Source organism: Pseudoduganella sp. R-43 (assembly GCF_049913255.1).
Lineage (GTDB): Bacteria > Pseudomonadota > Gammaproteobacteria > Burkholderiales > Burkholderiaceae_D > Rugamonas.
The window spans coordinates 3,501,036-3,517,303 of sequence record NZ_CP183988.1; the positions used below are offsets into that span (position 1 = coordinate 3,501,036).

Genomic DNA, 16,268 nt, shown 5'->3' on the forward strand with positions numbered 1-16,268 from the left:
AGGTAGCAGGATGCGGGGTGATGCTGGGAGAGCAGCTGATGCGATGTTTCTTAACCTTTCACGGAGATAAAAATGTCAAACGGATTTGATGGTGCAATTTCAGGTGCAGGCGGTCTGTTGCAAGCTGCGTTCGACGGTCTGGCGAATCTGCCGGATGCGAAGAAGGATCCTGCCGGATTCGCAACTGGCATGCAAAAGGTCGCGCTCTCGATGCAGGTCGCCAGCACGGCGCAGAGCGCAGTCTCCGAAACGATCAAGGCGTTCGGCGAAGGCACCAAAGGCGCTGCTCACAATATTTCGTAAGCGCTGGCGCGCTGATGCGATATGAGTACATGGAGATTGGAATGTCTGATTTGGAAAAATTGAATATCTTTTCTCCATGTGTTCTACAGCGCATTGCCGAGATCGGGTTCCTGGCAAGCGAGTATGGGTTTCACGAGAAGGCCGAGCAGATTTTCCTGGGCATGGCCCTGGCAAAACCCGATAGTTCGGCGCCTGCGGTCTCCCTCGCGGTGGTGCATGCGCGGAGCGGCCGCCTGCAGGACGCCATCAATGGATTGAAGCATGCTGCCGGGGTTTTTCCCGCCAGCGAGATGGTGAAAGCGATGCTTGGCGCCTTCCTCGTGGAAGCCAAACAGGATGGCGCACTGGAACTGTTTGAGGCCGTGCTTGCCAGCAGGCAGGAGCCGGGCGCCGTGAATATTGTCGAATGCTGGCTGGACCAGGCGCGCAAGCTGAAAGAAGAGGGCGCGGCGCGCAGGACCGATACGGGGTCCCTGGCATTTTTCCGTCATCACAACATACGGCCCTAGTGACCAAGGAGAAAACATGGATCTTACCTCCCTCTCATCGCTGCAGGCCTTGCAGTCGTCGACGCAGGCCGGTGCCAACGGAGCGCCAGCGCCGGACCAGGCCTCCGTCAGCCGCTTTCAGCAACTGCTCGGAGAGCCGCAGTCGTCCACCCTGGCGGCCGACGGGCCGGGGGATGCTTCGCAACTGATCCGCAGCCAGAGCGAAAACATGTCGTCGATGTGGAGCACCGCGCAAGATGCGGTGGAAAACCTGTTGAAGAAAGATGGCGATCTTTCGATGAAGGACGTATTGCAGCTCCAATATGACATGGTCAAGACGTCGGCGGCCTTTGAAGTGGTGTCTAAGGCGGCGGGGATGACGGAGAAAGGTGCGGAGTCCCTGTTCCAGCGCAATTGACCTTGAAACCGTCCATGGAAAACAACCATATGTCGACCCGATATGATCGGCGCCTTGCTTATGCACTGCTCCTGGCGGGCCTGCTGTTCCTCTCCGGCTGCGAGCAGGCCGTGTACAGCAACCTGTCCGAGCAGCAGGCCAACGATGTTCTGCTGACCTTGCTGAAAGGCGGTATCAGCGCCGAGAAGCGTGCTGGCGAAAAGGGTTACAGCATCTGGGTCGACAGCGCCAAGATGGCGCCAGCCATCAGCCTGCTGAATTCGAACGGACAACCGCCGCAGCATTACGCGGACATGGGTGAAATCTTCGCGCGTAACAATCTGATTTCGTCCCCCACGGAAGAACGCATCCGTTTTACCTATGGGACTGAGCAGGCGATCGCCAAGACCCTGTCGCAGATCGACGGCGTGCTGAGCGCCCGTGTGCACATCGTGCTGCCGTCCAACGATCCGCTGGCGTCGCCGGTCAAGCCGTCTTCTGCCTCCGTGTTCCTGAAATATCGGTCCGATATCAATATGAAGGCCGTGATCCCTGAGGTGAAGGAACTGGTGATCCGCAGCGTGGAAGGGCTGACGGTGGACAAGGTGTCGGTCAGCCTGTTCCCGGCGCGTGCCACCGGCACCACTTCCGACCAGGTGCCGACGGCACGGTTCTTCGGCGCGATCGTCGCCAACTCCAGCGTGGCAACACTCTGGACCATGATGCTCTTGCCCTGGATCGTGGTGGCGATCCTGCTGATACTCCTGCTGAATGCGGCGCACTTGCGCAGCTGGCTCAAGGAAAAATTGGCAGCACGGGGGGCGCCGGCACGCGGCGACGGTCGGGAACGTCCAGCGCGCCAGAGGGAACGGGCATGAGCGCCGTCACGCTGGAGGCATCACCACCTGGCTTCACAGACGCTGCCAAGGCCGATAGCCCCGCTGGCGATACGCCTGGCCTCACCTGGCAGCCGCTGGTGCGAGACCGCGCTTTCGATCTTCGGCTTCGTTTCAATCTGTTTCCAGCAACCTATGCGCATGCCAGCTGGATCGCCCGCCTGGGCCGGCATCTTCCGCTTGCCGATGGACTCGATGCTTCTCCGTTCTGGCTGCGCCGCCTGTCCCTGGCGTTGCTGCAGGCGTGCCAGCTGGACCAGGACTTTGATTTCGACTTCTCCGAGCCCATGAAAAGCATCGCCTTGCTGGATGCAGCGGTGCTCGAACGTTGCGCAAGATTGATGGCCGGCTTGCTGGTGCGGGACCAGATCAGGCATGCGGTGCTTGGCGCCGACATGATAGCGATTGAACGCACGCTGGGCCGCGAGGCGCATCGGTTCGCGTTGGGATGGACTGCGCCGCTTCCGGTACTCGGCTACGTCTTCCATCCGCACGGCGCGGCATTTCCGGATAACGAAGCCTGGACCCGGCGCGCGGTCGGCCTGGCTGGCGCCCTGCTGGGCGATGCGTCGAGGGCAACGCTGGCCCGCATGCAGTTCAGGTTTCCTTGCGACTGGGCTAGCCTCCAGCGGCCGGTCTTGGAGGAGCATGACCGCAGCAGGCTGGCCGCGCTCTTTGTCGCCGTCCTGAACAAGGCGGCGCCGGAACATGCGTGGCTGTTCGCGGCGCCTGGGAGGACTGCGCAATGATGATATTGATGGATCGCGGCAAGCTCGCCAGCGCCGATGGAAAAGTCATCAAGGCGAACGATTTCGCGCAGCTGGCCACCGCGCAGGAAACGCTGGCGGCGGCCAACCGCCGGGCCGCCGAGATCGTGGCGCTGGCGGAAGCGCAACGCGAGGCCGCGATTCGGCAGGGACGCGAGCTTGGCATCGAACAGGGACGCGCGGAGTATGCGGCGTCGATGGTCGAAGCCACCGCAAGAATGGATTCGTCGTTCATCTGCCTGGAGGCGCGGCTGGTCAAAACGGTGATGGACGCGTTGCAGGCCATCCTGCACGAGATTGGCGACCGCACCGTGATGGAACGTCTGGTGCGCCGCACGATAGCCAATTCAAGCCGGAAGAATTCCTTTCGCCTGATCGTGGCGTCGCAACAGTTCGACACCGTCAATGCGCTGCTGTCGCCCGTGCTGGCCGAGTTTCCCGAGATTGAATTTGTCGACGTGGTGCAGGATCCCGCCGGCGTGCCGGGCATGTGCGTGCTGGAGAGCGAATTCGGCATCGTTGACGCCAGCCTCGATACGCAGATCGCGGCGATACGCGCGGGCCTGACCCGGGCATTCGTCGGCAAGCGGCGCTCCGGCCCGGCCGGTCAATGAGGGGCGGAGCGACATGGTAAACACGGACTATCTTTCCGATGCACTGGCAGATGCGCTCAGTGGCTTTTCCGCGATCGAGACGCGCGGCCGAGTGCTGGAGGCGGTGGGAACATTGATCAAGGCCAGCGGCGTCAGTGCCCGGGTCGGCGATATCTGCGAGCTGCGCAATCCGGGTACGCCGTGGCGGATGCAGGCCGAGGTGGTCGGCATCGTCCGCGACCTGGTGCTGCTGATGCCTTTCGGCGAGCTGGCCGGTTTGTCGACCCAGACAGAGGTGGTGCACCTGGGCCGCACTCAGGGGGTGAAGGTGGGGCCGGGTGTGCTGGGCCGGGTGCTGGATGGATTCGGCGAGCCGATCGACGGCCTGGGGCCGATTGACGCGGTGCAGGAATACCCGGTTTACGCGCCGGCGCCCGATCCGCTGCGGCGCAAGCCGATCCTGAGCGCCCTGCACACGGGCGTGCGTGCGATCGATGCATTCCTTACCTGCGGCGAAGGGCAGCGCATGGGGATCTTTGCGCCGGCCGGCACCGGCAAGAGCAGCCTGCTGTCGATGATCTCGCACGGCGCTGCAGCCGATGTCACCGTTGTAGCGCTGGTGGGCGAACGCGGGCGCGAGGTGGGGGAGTTCTTCCGTACCGCAGTGCCAGCTGCCCGCCGGGACCGCACCGTCTTCGTGGTGGCGACCTCGGACCGGGCGGCCGGGGAGCGGGCCAAGGCGCCCTGCGTGGCGACGGCGATTGCCGAGTATTTCCGGGACCAGGGCCGTTCGGTTTTGCTGCTGGTCGATTCGGTCACGCGCTATGCGCGCGCATTGCGCGAGATTGGCCTGGCGGCCGGTGAGCCGCCAACACGGCGCGGTTTTCCTCCCTCGGTGTTTACGGTGCTGCCAAAGCTGTTTGAACGGGCCGGACAAAACGAGAAGGGCGCGATTTCCGCCTTCTACACGGTGCTGGTCGACGATGACGAGGCAGGCGATCCGATCGGCGAAGAAGTGCGGTCGACACTCGATGGCCACATCATCCTGTCTGCCAAGCTGGCCGCCGCCAACCATTATCCGGCGATTGATACGGCGCAGAGCCGCAGCCGGGTGATGAACATCGTGGCATCGGCTGAGCACCAGGCTTTGGCGGGAACACTGCGCGAGCTCAGCGCCAAGTACCAGTCGATCGAGATGTTGTTGCAGATCGGCGAATACGAGGCGGGGTCGGATGCCGTCGCGGATCGGGCGATTCGTAGCCGTGAAGCGTGTTCGGCGCTGCTTCGGCAGGCGCCGGGAGAATCGTCCGGCCTGCGGGAAACGCTGGCAGCCATGCGCAATATAGCGGCGAGCTAGAGGACATGGAAACCATGGAACAGCACGAAAAACTGGTCGAGGTTCGGGACGCGCAACTCCAGAGCGCACACGCCGAACTCGCGCGCAGGGCGACGGTGCGCAACCGTATCCGGCAGGAGGTCGAACGCGTGGAGGAAGCGCTGCAAGCCCTGGCCGCCCAGAGGGCTGCCTGGGACCAGCAGTGGCAGGCGTGGATACAGCAGGGCGGGGCACTGCAGCGAGGCAAAGACTATGCCGATCAGCACCTGAAAATCGCCGCGCTCGAGAACGATCTCGAAGAAGAGCGCGCCAGCATCGTTGAATGCCTGCTGGAAGCGCAGCAGGAAGTCGATGCGGCCCGGGCCAGGACCAGGAAGCAGTATGAGGCCCTGACGCAAATCATGGATGTGGTCGGCCAGATGAAGCAAAAGCGGCGCCAGGAGCAGGAAGCGCGTAACGTGCAGCGGTCGGAAGACGCCGTGGCCGCGAGCTGGTACCTGGCCAGGAAGGCCGCCGCGCCGGAGGCAAGGCATGAATGAATTTTCCACGATCGATGGCGGCGAGCGGAACCTCCCGGAATTTGCGCAAGCCGGTGTGTCGCCATACCAGCCCACGTCCGATGCGGCTGTCGCAGCCTTTCGCGATCTGATGCTCAAGCGGGCGCCGGACGCGGCGTCGGCGCCGCCGGCCAAGCCGAATACGCAGGCAAGCGACGCGTCCGCGCATGCGCTCCGCGCGGACTGGTCCGACCCGGTATCCGAAGGGGGGGAGGTCATTTCCTGGCTTGCGCCAGCACACCCGCGGGCGGCGCCTGGCGGGGAGGGCGGCGAGTCTTCCCTGCCTTTCGCGATACCCGCCGAGTTGATGGCGGCCGGCGTGCAGCGGCCAGGCCAGCACGCTCCCGCCGCGCTTCAGGAGGAGGTTGCGTCGGCCGCTGCGGCTCATGCCGAGGTTGTCCAGAACGATGAAGTGGCGGCGCTGCTGCAGCATTTCAGCGCCAACTTGTACGTTGCCGACCGCCCCAAGGCGGGGACGGGGCACATCATGGTCGACCTCGGCGCATCGCTGCCTGGCTCTTCGGTGGAAATGTCGCGTGACGGTGTCTTCCTCAACGTGCGGCTGCACGCGGCGGACGAAGCGATGCTGCGCCAGATGCGCGGCGGTAGCGCGCGCTTGCTGGACGCGCTGAACAAATCGACGGGCCTGGTGGTTCGGCTCGACCTGGTCCAGCGTAATGACACGGCCGGAGACGAGGCATGATGCCTGATTCCACCTGCCTGGCACTCGATCAGCTCGAGCCTGACGTCAGCCGCCTGATGAATGCCTGGCTCGCCGTGCGGCAGCATACCGAATGGCCGATGGCCGGCCGGCGCCTGCGCATCCAGTGGGGCTATGTGCCGCCGCATTCATCGTTTGCTGTCGCGGTCGAATGCACGTTGGCGGGCCAAGCCGTGCTGGTCAAGCTGGACGGGCTGGCCGGAATCGACCCGCGCCTGGTCGGCGAACCATTTTCCCGTCTGCCAGCGCCGATGCGCAATCTGGTCATCGAACGGGTTGCCGCGGACTTCTTCGCGGCGCTGCCGCCGGCCTTCATGCATGACGCGGACATCCGCGCGGTGCATTGGTCGATGCCGGACAGCGAGGCCTGGCCCTGCGCGATCGGCTTTGTCGCGACGCGCGAAGACGGTACGCAGTCGCGCGGCACGCTGGCGGCCAGTGCGCTGCAGACGCTGGAATGGCTGCACCGGACCATGCCGCAAGGCGCCCCGGCGCCGATGTTGGCAAGGGACGACTTGCCGGTCGCGGTCCGGCTGCGCGTGGGACGCACTGTGCTGGCCATGTCCACGGTACGCGGCCTGGGCGTCGGCGACGTGGCGTGGATCGATGAAGGCGGGGCGATTTCGCGTCATGGCGTGACGCTGGTCCTCATTCCCGGCAACAGCAGCCAGCGTGCGTGGTCGGCTCGTCTCAAGCACCGCACCGTGGCGCTACAGGCGCCATATTCCGGAATCCTGGCGCCCGAGCAAGGCCTGGTTGTCAACCGAGGAGAGCAAAGCACCATGCACAAGGACCATACCGATATCGAAGTCCCGGTCGTGTTTGAAATGGGCCAGATGGTATTGCCGCTGGCGGAGATCGAACGCCTGCACGCCGACCAGACGTTCGAGCTGGAGCAGGATGCCGGCCTGGCGACAGTGACGCTGAGCGTGTTCGGCTCGGTGATCGCCGAAGGCAAGTTGATCACCATCGGCCGCAAGCTGGGCGTGCGCATCGTGCGCGTTGCCGGCGGCGGCAACGAACAATCCGCTTAGCTGTTGCAGGGGGAAACGTGCTACCACAGGGAATGCCGGATCCGATCATCGTCATCACCACACTGGGCTTGCTGGGGCTGGCGCCCTTCCTTGCCGTGATGGTGACGTCCTATTCCAAGATCGTGGTGGTGACCAGCCTGGTGAGGAATGCGCTGGGCTTGCAGCAGGTGCCGCCCAACCTTGTCCTGAACGGGCTGGCGATCATCCTGTCGCTCTACATCATGGCGCCGGTCACCAGCAAGATCAGCGACACCGTGCAGGCGCAGGTGAAGCCGGGCCAGCAGATGAACGCGGGCAGCTTCTTCGACATCCTGGGCCTGGCGCGCGAACCGCTGCGGGCGTTCCTGTCGAAGCACACCAATCCGCGCGAGCGCGAATTTTTCGTCCGCTCGGCCGGCAAGATATGGCCGGTGGAGCGGGCCGAGGCGCTTACGGGCGATGACTTGCTGGTGCTGGTGCCGGCATTCACGGTGACCGAGCTGACGGCCGCGTTCAAGATCGGATTCCTGATCTACCTTGCCTTCGTCATTATCGACCTGGTGGTGGCCAACATACTGGTCTCGATGGGCATGATGATGTTCTCGCCCACGGTGGTGTCGGTGCCGCTCAAGCTCCTGCTGTTCGTCGTGCTGGACGGCTGGTCAAAGCTGGTGCACGGCTTGATCCTTACTTATCAATAGGCCGGCGCCATGGAATTTTCCGTCCTCATCACCTATGTCAACCAGGCGCTGCTCCTGATCCTGATCCTGTCGCTGCCGGTGATCGCGGTGGCCAGCATTACCGGCCTGGCGCTGGCGTTCCTGCAGGCGGTCACACAAGTGCAAGACCAGACGATATCGTTCGGCGTCAAGCTGATCGCAATCATTGTCACGATCGCCCTGACTTCATCGTGGCTGGGCAGCGAGCTGTATATGTTTGGCGACCAGATGTTTGGCGCCATTGCGGGAGTACGCTAGCAATGGGCACCATGATGCACCAGGGAGAAGCCATCCTGATCGTGACCAGCCTGCTGATGACGCGCATGCTGGTGGCTTTTTCAGTCTGGCCGATCTTCATGGGGCAGACTGTCCCCGTCATGGTGCGCATGGCGCTTGCCGTGGCCTTGAGCAGCCTGATGCTGCCGGCCGCATTGCATGATCCGGCCATGCTGTCGATTTCCACTCCCCAGGTCGTGTTCGTACTCCTGAAGGAAGCGGGCATCGGGCTGGTGCTGGGTTTTCTGTCGGGTATAGGATTCTGGGCCCTTTACACCGCCGGCACGATCATTGAATTCCAGGCCGGCATGAGCATGGCGACCGTGGTCGACCCGACCACGGGACAGGACGATTCGATGGTGGGCGGCCTGATGATGCAGATGTTCACCATGCTGTTCCTCGTGACCGGCGGCCTGCTGTCGATGATCGGCACGCTGTATGAGAGCTACCAGGTGTGGCCGATCCCGAGCATGGCGCTGTCGATGGGCAACGCGAGCCTGGTGGAAGTCGGGCTGCGCGCGATGGGCGAGATGCTGGGCCTGGCACTGAAGGTTGCGGCGCCGTTCCTGCTGTTGATGCTGATGCTGGAGATCGGGCTGGGCCTGTTGTCGCGGTTTGCGCCGCAGCTGAACGCCTTTTTCCTGGCGATGCCGCTCAAGGCGCTGATCCTGTCACTGCTCATGTTGCTGTACGGGGCCGGCATGTCGGAGAGCTTGCGCGCTCTGCCCATTGCCGATTTTCCCGGGATGCTGAACGCACTGCGCGGGGTCTGGCATGAGTAGCGAATCGTCCAGCCAGAGCAAGACCGAGCAGCCGACCAACAAGAAGCTGCGCGACGCGAGAAAGAAGGGCGATGTCTGGCACAGCAAGGACCTGGCCGCGACGGCCGCGATCGTGCTGGCCTTGGTCCTGTTCACGCTTGGCGGCGTGAGCCTGGTCGAGCGAATGGGCGCCATGCTCACGCGCACAGCCGGCGCCAGCTTCAGCACCTTGGACGATCCGGCGGTGTTGCTGGCATGGACCCGCGACCTGCTGACGGAAGCGGCGTGGATTTGCGGCGCCGTCGTGCTGCTGATGGCCGCGCCGGCGGCGCTGCTGGGTTCGATCCAGGTCGGCGCGGTGTTTTCTCTGGATCCGGTGATGCCACGCCTGTCGCGCCTCAATCCGATCGAAGGGACCAAGCGCCTGTTCTCGCTGCGCAACCTGGTCGAGCTGGTCAAGCTGATCGTCATCTTGATCGCGCTGGCCGCCGTGCTGTGGTGGGTGGCGCGCGCAACCCTGCCTGCGCTGGTGCGCGCGCAGTGGCTCCCGGTTGGCGGCCTGCTGCCGCTGGCCGGCAACGTTATCGGCCAGATGGCATGGATGGTCACGGTGGCGTTCGTAGCCATGAGCGTGTTCGACACCTGGTTCCAGCGCATGGACTACCTGAAGCGCCACAAGATGACGAAGGATGAAGTGCGGCGCGAATCGCGGGAAATGGAAGGCAGTCCGGAAATGCGCGGCATGCGCCGCCGCCTGCATCAGGAAGTGGGCATGGGAAACATGCTGGAGAACGTGCGCAAGGCGAATGTGGTCGTCGTCAACCCGACCCATATCGCCGTCGCGCTGTACTACGAAGCCGGCGTGACCGACCTGCCGCTGGTGGTCGCAAAAGGAGAGGGGCATATTGCGCAGGCGATCCGCGACATCGCGCAGGAAGAGGGTATCCCCATCATGCGCAACGTCAAGCTGGCGCGCGGCCTGAATGAGGCGGTGCAGTTGAATGCTTATATACCGGACGAATTTCTGGAGCCCGTTGCCGAGGTGCTGCGTTGGGTACGGGATTTTCATGGACGACTTGGCGAGGGATCAGAGTGAAAAATAACCCGATGCATGGATTGGGAGCCCCCGGATCGTGGTCGGTGCTTGCGCGCCATGCGGATCTGCTGCTGGTGGCCCTGGTGGTGGCCGTCATCATGCTGATGGTCTTGCCGCTGCCGCCCTTCATTCTCGACAGCCTGATCGCGCTCAACCTGACGATCTCCGTCGTGCTGCTGATGGTCGCGCTGTATATTTCCTCCCCGCTCGGCCTCTCGACATTTCCATCGCTGCTGCTGTTTACCACCTTGTTCCGGCTGGCGCTCAACATCGCGTCGACGCGGCAGATCCTGCTGAACGCGAATGCCGGCGAGATCATCGCAACTTTTGGCCAGATGGTGGTGGGCGGCGACGTGATCGTCGGTGCGGTGGTGTTCCTGATCGTGGCAATCGTCCAGTTTATCGTGGTGGCCAAGGGTTCCGAGCGGGTGGCCGAAGTGGCGGCTCGCTTCAGCCTGGATGCGATGCCGGGCAAGCAGATGAGTATCGATGCCGACCTGCGGGCTGGCATTATCGACAAGGACGAGGCGCGCCAGCGCCGCGCCAAACTGGAGAGCGAGAGTCAGTTGTATGGGGCGATGGATGGCGGGATGAAGTTCGTCAAGGGCGATGCGATCGCGGGCCTGATCATCGCGGCGGTCAACATCCTGGCCGGGCTGGCGATCGGCGTCTTCCGCAAAGGGATGGATGCCGGCACGGCGCTGCAGACCTACGCGGTGCTGACCGTCGGCGATGCCCTGGTGTCGCAGATACCGTCCCTGTTTGTGTCGATCGCGGCCGGTATCGTCATCACCCGCGTTTCCGATCCGGGCCGGGTCGGCAGTCCGAACCTCGGCAGCGAAATCGCTGCGCAGATCAGCAGGCAACCCAAGGCCCTGCTGGTGGGCGGCGCGATGGTTTTCCTGCTGACTTTGGTACCGGGTTTTCCCAAGTTCCAGTTCATCCTGCTCGGCATTGCGGTTGCCTCGCTTGGTTTTTTCCTGGTGCCGGCGCGGCGGCGCTATGCCAACGCGGCACAGACGCCGGTCCCGTCGATGCAGAAGGAAGGCCATGACGTGACCCGCACCCTGCTCGACGCCGAGGAGCATAGCTTGACGATTCCGCTGGTGGTGCAGGCTTTTCCCGGCGTTGGCAGCGTCCTGTCACCGGTGCATTTCGAGACCGAACTGGCCGAGGTGCGGCGCTACTTCAGTGTCGAACTGGGCATCCCGTTTCCAGGCCTCGTCATGCGCGAGAATGCGCGCCTCGCGGAGGGCGAATACCGGATCTATGTGGATGAAATTCCCGTGCTGGCCGGGCAGTTGGCGGAGCACGAGGTACTGGCACTGGCGTCCCGGCAAATGCTGGACCTGGCGCGTATCCCCTACAGGGAGGGCGGCACGCTGGTCCTTGGACATGCTGCGCTGTGGGTCCCGGTGGAGGAGATCGACGCGCTGGAAGCGGCAAACCTGAAGTATCTGGAGAATGAACAGATCCTGGCCCGCAGCCTGCTGAGCGTAATGCGCCGCCACGCCGGCGAATTCATCGGCATTCAGGAAACCCAGTACCTGCTGAAACGCCTGGGCGAACAGTATCCCGACCTGGACAAGGAACTGCAGCGCAATGTGCCCTTGCCGCGCCTGGCGGAAGTGCTCAAGCGCCTGGTGCGCGACGAAATTCCCATCCGCAATCTGCGGGTGATCGCGCAGGCCCTGATTGAATGGGCGCCGCGGGAGAAGGACACGGTCCTGCTGACCGAATACGTGCGGATCGCGCTGACGCACTACATTTCGCACCGCTTCGCGCTGGAGGACGGTTCGCTGCCGGCGATCGTGCTGCATCCCCGCGTGGAAGAACAGTTGCGGCAAGCCCTGCGCCAAACCTCGGCGGGCTCGGTGCTGATGCTTGATCCGGAAATCGGCAACCAGTTGGTTGCCAATATCAAGCAGGCGGTGGAAACCCATGTGGAGAAAACAGCAGTTCTGCTGACTTCGCTTGAGATCAGGCCCTATCTCAGGAAGTTGACCGAGGTGGAGCTGGCCGATCTCGCCGTGGTGTCGTACCAGGAACTCAGGCAAACGGTAAGGGTAGTGCCGGTCAGTTCAGTGGAGATCTAGGCACAGACCTGCATCGCATGAACGGTAGCCAACCAACAAAGGAGAACAATATGTTAGGGATCGACTTCGGTGGCATCATCCACCGCGCAGTACAGTTGCTGGACCTTGACCCGCCGCCGCCGCCCAAGCCCGTGGACCCGCCGCCGCCCCCGGCGCCCAATGTGGTCAATGCCGACTACGTCACCAAGGGGCCGCGGGCATCGCCGCTGCTGGTGACCAAGCCGCAGATCGATTTCGTCAAGGTGCCGGCGCCGGCCGTGAAGGCTGCCGAGGAGTACACCGATAAGACGGTCGCCACCGCGAAAGAGACCAAGCAGGCGGCGGACAAGCTGCAAGCCGATTTCGGCGATGCGGCGCCGGAAGACAACCAGGCCGACTGGGAAATGTACGTGGCCCGGCGCACCGTCGCCAACGGCGACCAGGCCAAGGCCGAGCAGGCGATCGCCGCCGAACTGCGCCTGACCTACCAGGGCGACCCGAATAACAAGGAGGCGGTGCAGAACGCAGCGCACGATATCGCGAACCGCTACCGTGACGACCCGGCTACCCAGGCGGCGGTCAATAAAAGCCTGGACACCGTCCTGACGGAAACTCCCACCGAACGTGCGACCAATACCAAGCTCAATGAAGTCAACCAAGCCGGCACCAAGCTCGACGACCTGACCGCACAGCAGCAGGACGGCGACAAGTCTGTCACAAGCGCGCAGATCATCAGCGCGCGCGAAGACTATGCCGCAAAGCAGAAGGAACTGCTGGCAGCGACCCGCAAGGAATTGAGCGCGACCTATGCCGACTTGCCTGCCGGTGTAAAGATCCGTGAACTGGACCCGCTGGCTTACGCGGCCACGCAGATGAACGGACGCTACGCCAATGATCCCGAGTTCAAGACCGTGATCGGGGCGGCCACAATCCTGCAACGGGTGGAAGACAGTGCCGTGCTGGGCAACGAGGCGCAAGCCGATTTGCTGGGCAAGGCCCTGCCGAAAGGTGTGGACCCGACGATCAAGGGGCTGGTGATGGCCGACCCCGGCGTGCAAAAAATCATCGACAACTACGTCAAGGACGGTGTCAAAGCGGTTGAAGATGCGTATGCCCAGAAGGGCACCGTGGCGGGCGCCGAGGCCTTGCGCGACGTGACCGACCCGTCCAAACATTCGGCTGTATCGCCCGAGATCGCCGCCAGGATCATCAACCAGTCGAAACCGACGGTGGAAAAGATCGTCGACGATATCGCTACCCGGCAGGCAAAGGGCAAGGACGGCCAGCGGACCATCACAGATATCGGGTCGGGTATCAAAGTAGCCAAGGCGCTGTCGGCGGCGGTGGACGTCGCAGCTGCCGGCGGCGACTGGGAGAAGAAAGAATACAGCAACCCTGAAATCAAGGCTGCGGTGGAGGGCATCGCGCACCTCATCGCCACCAAACCCGCGTCGGATATTACCCAGCTGGGCTTCAAGGATGCGGTGGCCGACGGCCACGCGACACTTGCCCTGGAAACCGTGCGCCAGGTATCGACCCTGAAAATGGATGAAGTTGATATGGGCGCGGCCGGGAAGTTCCACGATGCGGGCCGCTTTGAAAAGCAGCAGGGGGTGTGGCGCGATGCGACGCTGCGCGCGATCAATGACGGCCTTAACGGCTTGAAGAAAAATAACGAGGGCATGCTCGACAAGGCGACCAAAGGCATGGCGCCCTTGCTGGTCCAGGGCAAATACTCGCAACTTCTGACGGAGGACGATTTCGTCAAGGGTCAACGGGCGATGATTGAAAAATTCCCGGGACTCAAAAAAGACATCATCGACGGCCGCAAGGACATCGACGATATGGGATACAGGCTGCTGCGCACCAGCGAGGCCGTTGATTTCTACAGCAAGGACCTGGGCGGGATGGACGGCTACAAGAAGGCCGATGGCACTCGCAAGTCCCTGATGGCCGATGAGAAGGTGACCTCGACCATCCTGCTGAGCGATAGCGCTTCGATGCGCGCGAGTACCCAGATTGCCCGCAAGATGCTCTCGGACGATCTGAAAAACGGCGGCGGCGAGGCGCAGAAATTCGGTATTGGCGCGCAGTTGACCGGTGACCTGGCGGAATTCCTGGCCGAGACTTATGTCATCGGAAAGGTGAACGGCGGCGTGAATTTGCCAGGCGCCGCGATCAACGCCTCGCGCGCGGCCCACCTGCCTTACTTTGGCGGCACTGTGATCTGGGGTGTCGGCGGCGCCTTCCAGGCAGCCTTGACCGGGTATCTCTTCGACAACGTGCAGGTCGGTGACGTCGGCGGGCCCTTGCGCAAAGCCTTGTTGCTCGGCCTGGTGGGCGGTTTCGCCGGTTTCCACCTGATGCAGGCCGGCATGGGCGCGGCGCGCATCCAGCCGCATTCGCTTGGCGACGGCCTGCTGGGGAAAGGTGGCGATAAGCTCGACACCAAAATCAAGAATTTCGGGACGAAATTCTTCGATGCCGCCGAATCCGGCGAGAGCAGCTGGGGTCTTTATGTCAAGGAAGGCTCGGTGCGCGACCGCTGGACACGACTCGCGACCGAGGCGACACAGCCGCTGGTCAAGCAACTGGTTGGCCTGATGACGATAGCCACGGCATGGGATGGCAGCGGCGTATTCATGAATCTCAACGGAACACTGCCCTTCAAAAACCCGGATGGCACGGCGGCCACCGATACGCAACAGTTTAAGCTGGGCACGCAATCCGTCAATCTCGCCAGCGACGCCATGCTGTTGCGCCTGCAGGTGCGCGAGATGACCTTGCGTTCCCTCGGCGCCAAGGTCATGGCCGATCCGGCGCTCAAGGCTGCCGCCGAAACCCGCTGGAAGATCGAACGGTTTGCCTTCGCTGCGTCGGAAGGAAAGAAGGTCGCCGAATTGAAACCGCATGAGTTCAGCTTCAATACGCGGCTGGCAGGCAAGTATGCGCTCGGCGAATCGGGAGTCGACGGTGCCACCGCCCGAACTGCGCTCGGTGAAGCAAGTGCGACCAGGAAGTTCCTTGGCACGAGCAAAATGCTGGATGTGTTCGAGCATCTGTTCGGCACCGGATCAAAGGGCAATGCGGCGAAGTGGGCAGAGACGCTCAGCCCGTCGGTCAGGGGCCTGCTGTTCAGAAACATCGTCAAAGAGGGCGCCACGAAAACTGTGGGGCGTTTCGCCGTATTCGGCAGTAACCCGATCGGCTGGGTTGTCAACATCGCCTACCTGGGCACGACGGTCGCCAATTGGGCCTGGGACCACAACAAGAACATACAGAACTTCCAGAACTATGATCGGACCTTCATGGAAGGCGTCGGCCTCGACAAGGCGCATGCCGACGTGATGGCGGAGCACGATTGGTGGAGCAGCAACGCCAAGGTCGACGGCTTCCTGAAAGCCTACGCAACCACCGGCGGCGACCCGGAAAAGTTCATCGACTACATCAACAAGACCGACACCAAGGTGCTCGGGAAGATGCTGGAGGCCACCGAATCGCTCACCGATCATCTTGACGGCAACGGTAATGTGGCCGATGCCAACCCGTTCTATGACAGCTACCTGGCCCTGCCGCCCGAGCCGGCCGACGTGGACCTGTCCAAGCATCCGACGATCCATTTCAATGCCGAGAAAAACCGCTATGAAGATTCGGCCACAGGCATGTTCCACGAAAAGGGCAAACTCGACTGGCGCCTGGATCGCAATGGCAACATTACGTCCTACTTCCCTGAGGAACGCAAGCTGACGTTCTATTCGCTGGCGGGTCCGCACACCACGACGATCCATATCAGCAGTGCCGCCGGGTGGAAGAACTGGCTGGCAGCGCGCGATCTGCCGCTGCCGCCGCAGGCGCCGCCGCCGTCGACCGTGCCACCGGATTTGCCGGCCGCGCCGCCGGTATCGACCCAAAATGTGTATACCGTCAAACCCGATGACAACGTCTGGGATGTCGCGGGTAACGATCCAGGCATCGTCGCCAAGATCTATGATCTGAATCCCTGGCTGAACGAACGCCTGGAGGCTAGCGCCAAGGACAGCGGGCATGGCCGGAATCCAAACATCCTCAATGCTGGGGAAATTCTGATCTTGCCAGAAGGCTTCAAGGCGCACGGGTGATCTAGCGCCGCCAGCCATCGCTTTCCCTGACCCTGCCGCCGGTGACCTCGTCCGTCACCGGCACAGCGGCCCCGTCTCATCCGGACCCGACCTCTGCCTAGTCATTTGCAATAAATTGTATCGGGACAACCTCCCGTACCGCTTTCCGGTAT

Annotated in this window: 16 protein-coding genes; all 16 read left to right on the forward strand. The window is 62.8% G+C overall.

Annotation, left to right across the window (positions count from 1 at the left end):
* Positions 1 to 72 precede the first annotated feature (72 nt).
* From ACN9M3_RS16090 to ACN9M3_RS16165, 16 genes are read left to right on the forward strand one after another with little or no spacing between them, the layout of a single operon-like run.
* A complete protein-coding gene (locus ACN9M3_RS16090; protein WP_426161444.1) occupies positions 73 to 303 on the forward strand; it encodes a hypothetical protein in 231 nt (76 codons plus the stop codon).
* 14 nt (positions 304 to 317) lie between these two features.
* Positions 318 to 812, forward strand: a complete 495-nt coding sequence (locus tag ACN9M3_RS16095) for a tetratricopeptide repeat protein (protein ID WP_426317926.1) — start codon at positions 318 to 320, stop codon at positions 810 to 812.
* 16 nt (positions 813 to 828) lie between these two features.
* The gene (locus ACN9M3_RS16100) at positions 829 to 1,209 is read left to right on the forward strand and encodes a hypothetical protein (RefSeq protein WP_426317927.1); all 381 of its coding nucleotides are present in this window, start codon (positions 829 to 831) and stop codon (positions 1,207 to 1,209) included.
* A gap of 14 nt (positions 1,210 to 1,223) precedes the next feature.
* Entirely contained in the window at positions 1,224 to 2,066 is an 843-nt protein-coding gene (gene sctJ / locus ACN9M3_RS16105; protein ID WP_426317928.1) for a type III secretion system inner membrane ring lipoprotein SctJ, read from the forward strand.
* The gene (locus ACN9M3_RS16110; RefSeq protein ID WP_426317929.1) at positions 2,063 to 2,833 is read left to right on the forward strand and encodes a SctK family type III secretion system sorting platform protein; all 771 of its coding nucleotides are present in this window, start codon (positions 2,063 to 2,065) and stop codon (positions 2,831 to 2,833) included. Before sctJ ends, ACN9M3_RS16110 begins: the two co-directional genes overlap by 4 nt.
* Positions 2,830 to 3,465: a type III secretion system stator protein SctL gene (gene sctL, locus ACN9M3_RS16115; RefSeq protein WP_426317930.1), complete on the forward strand. Its 636-nt coding sequence runs from the start codon at positions 2,830 to 2,832 to the stop codon at positions 3,463 to 3,465. The genes ACN9M3_RS16110 and sctL overlap by 4 nt, the downstream gene beginning before the upstream one ends.
* 13 nt (positions 3,466 to 3,478) lie before the next feature.
* Complete coding sequence (locus tag ACN9M3_RS16120) at positions 3,479 to 4,801, forward strand: FliI/YscN family ATPase (RefSeq protein WP_426317931.1); 1,323 nt, start codon at positions 3,479 to 3,481, stop codon at positions 4,799 to 4,801.
* 14 nt (positions 4,802 to 4,815) lie between these two features.
* Positions 4,816 to 5,319 carry a hypothetical protein gene (locus ACN9M3_RS16125; protein ID WP_426161451.1) on the forward strand — a complete coding sequence of 168 codons (504 nt, stop codon included), beginning with the start codon at positions 4,816 to 4,818 and terminating at the stop codon, positions 5,317 to 5,319.
* The gene (locus tag ACN9M3_RS16130) at positions 5,312 to 6,040 is read left to right on the forward strand and encodes a hypothetical protein (RefSeq protein WP_426317932.1); all 729 of its coding nucleotides are present in this window, start codon (positions 5,312 to 5,314) and stop codon (positions 6,038 to 6,040) included. The genes ACN9M3_RS16125 and ACN9M3_RS16130 overlap by 8 nt, the downstream gene beginning before the upstream one ends.
* The gene (locus ACN9M3_RS16135; protein ID WP_426317933.1) at positions 6,037 to 7,092 is read left to right on the forward strand and encodes a FliM/FliN family flagellar motor switch protein; all 1,056 of its coding nucleotides are present in this window, start codon (positions 6,037 to 6,039) and stop codon (positions 7,090 to 7,092) included. Before ACN9M3_RS16130 ends, ACN9M3_RS16135 begins: the two co-directional genes overlap by 4 nt.
* A 32-nt stretch (positions 7,093 to 7,124) precedes the next feature.
* Positions 7,125 to 7,772, forward strand: coding sequence for a type III secretion system export apparatus subunit SctR (gene sctR / locus ACN9M3_RS16140; RefSeq protein ID WP_426161454.1), 648 nt, complete (start codon positions 7,125 to 7,127; stop codon positions 7,770 to 7,772).
* Positions 7,773 to 7,781: 9 nt separating this feature from the next.
* Positions 7,782 to 8,048 (forward strand): type III secretion system export apparatus subunit SctS, encoded by a 267-nt coding sequence (gene sctS, locus ACN9M3_RS16145; protein WP_426317934.1) that lies wholly within the window; start codon positions 7,782 to 7,784, stop codon positions 8,046 to 8,048.
* Positions 8,049 to 8,050: 2 nt separating this feature from the next.
* Positions 8,051 to 8,848: a type III secretion system export apparatus subunit SctT gene (sctT, locus tag ACN9M3_RS16150; protein WP_426317935.1), complete on the forward strand. Its 798-nt coding sequence runs from the start codon at positions 8,051 to 8,053 to the stop codon at positions 8,846 to 8,848.
* A complete protein-coding gene (locus ACN9M3_RS16155; RefSeq protein WP_426317936.1) occupies positions 8,841 to 9,923 on the forward strand; it encodes an EscU/YscU/HrcU family type III secretion system export apparatus switch protein in 1,083 nt (360 codons plus the stop codon). Before sctT ends, ACN9M3_RS16155 begins: the two co-directional genes overlap by 8 nt.
* The gene (gene sctV / locus ACN9M3_RS16160; protein ID WP_426317937.1) at positions 9,920 to 12,019 is read left to right on the forward strand and encodes a type III secretion system export apparatus subunit SctV; all 2,100 of its coding nucleotides are present in this window, start codon (positions 9,920 to 9,922) and stop codon (positions 12,017 to 12,019) included. Before ACN9M3_RS16155 ends, sctV begins: the two co-directional genes overlap by 4 nt.
* Before the next feature lie 50 nt (positions 12,020 to 12,069).
* On the forward strand, positions 12,070 to 16,116 hold the full coding sequence (locus ACN9M3_RS16165) for a hypothetical protein (protein ID WP_426317938.1): 4,047 nt from the start codon (positions 12,070 to 12,072) through the stop codon (positions 16,114 to 16,116).
* Positions 16,117 to 16,268 lie beyond the last annotated feature (152 nt).

Coding starts and splice junctions, on each gene's coding strand:
- ACN9M3_RS16090 (WP_426161444.1), top strand. CDS start 73: ATGTCAAACGGATTTGATGGTGCAATTTCAGGTGCAGGCGGTCTGTTG.
- ACN9M3_RS16100 (WP_426317927.1), top strand. CDS start 829: ATGGATCTTACCTCCCTCTCATCGCTGCAGGCCTTGCAGTCGTCGACG.
- sctJ (WP_426317928.1), top strand. CDS start 1,224: ATGGAAAACAACCATATGTCGACCCGATATGATCGGCGCCTTGCTTAT.
- ACN9M3_RS16165 (WP_426317938.1), top strand. CDS start 12,070: ATGTTAGGGATCGACTTCGGTGGCATCATCCACCGCGCAGTACAGTTG.
- ACN9M3_RS16095 (WP_426317926.1), top strand. CDS start 318: ATGCGATATGAGTACATGGAGATTGGAATGTCTGATTTGGAAAAATTG.
- ACN9M3_RS16130 (WP_426317932.1), top strand. CDS start 5,312: ATGAATGAATTTTCCACGATCGATGGCGGCGAGCGGAACCTCCCGGAA.
- ACN9M3_RS16125 (WP_426161451.1), top strand. CDS start 4,816: ATGGAACAGCACGAAAAACTGGTCGAGGTTCGGGACGCGCAACTCCAG.
- sctR (WP_426161454.1), top strand. CDS start 7,125: ATGCCGGATCCGATCATCGTCATCACCACACTGGGCTTGCTGGGGCTG.
- ACN9M3_RS16155 (WP_426317936.1), top strand. CDS start 8,841: ATGAGTAGCGAATCGTCCAGCCAGAGCAAGACCGAGCAGCCGACCAAC.
- sctL (WP_426317930.1), top strand. CDS start 2,830: ATGATGATATTGATGGATCGCGGCAAGCTCGCCAGCGCCGATGGAAAA.
- ACN9M3_RS16120 (WP_426317931.1), top strand. CDS start 3,479: ATGGTAAACACGGACTATCTTTCCGATGCACTGGCAGATGCGCTCAGT.
- ACN9M3_RS16135 (WP_426317933.1), top strand. CDS start 6,037: ATGATGCCTGATTCCACCTGCCTGGCACTCGATCAGCTCGAGCCTGAC.
- sctT (WP_426317935.1), top strand. CDS start 8,051: ATGGGCACCATGATGCACCAGGGAGAAGCCATCCTGATCGTGACCAGC.
- ACN9M3_RS16110 (WP_426317929.1), top strand. CDS start 2,063: ATGAGCGCCGTCACGCTGGAGGCATCACCACCTGGCTTCACAGACGCT.
- sctS (WP_426317934.1), top strand. CDS start 7,782: ATGGAATTTTCCGTCCTCATCACCTATGTCAACCAGGCGCTGCTCCTG.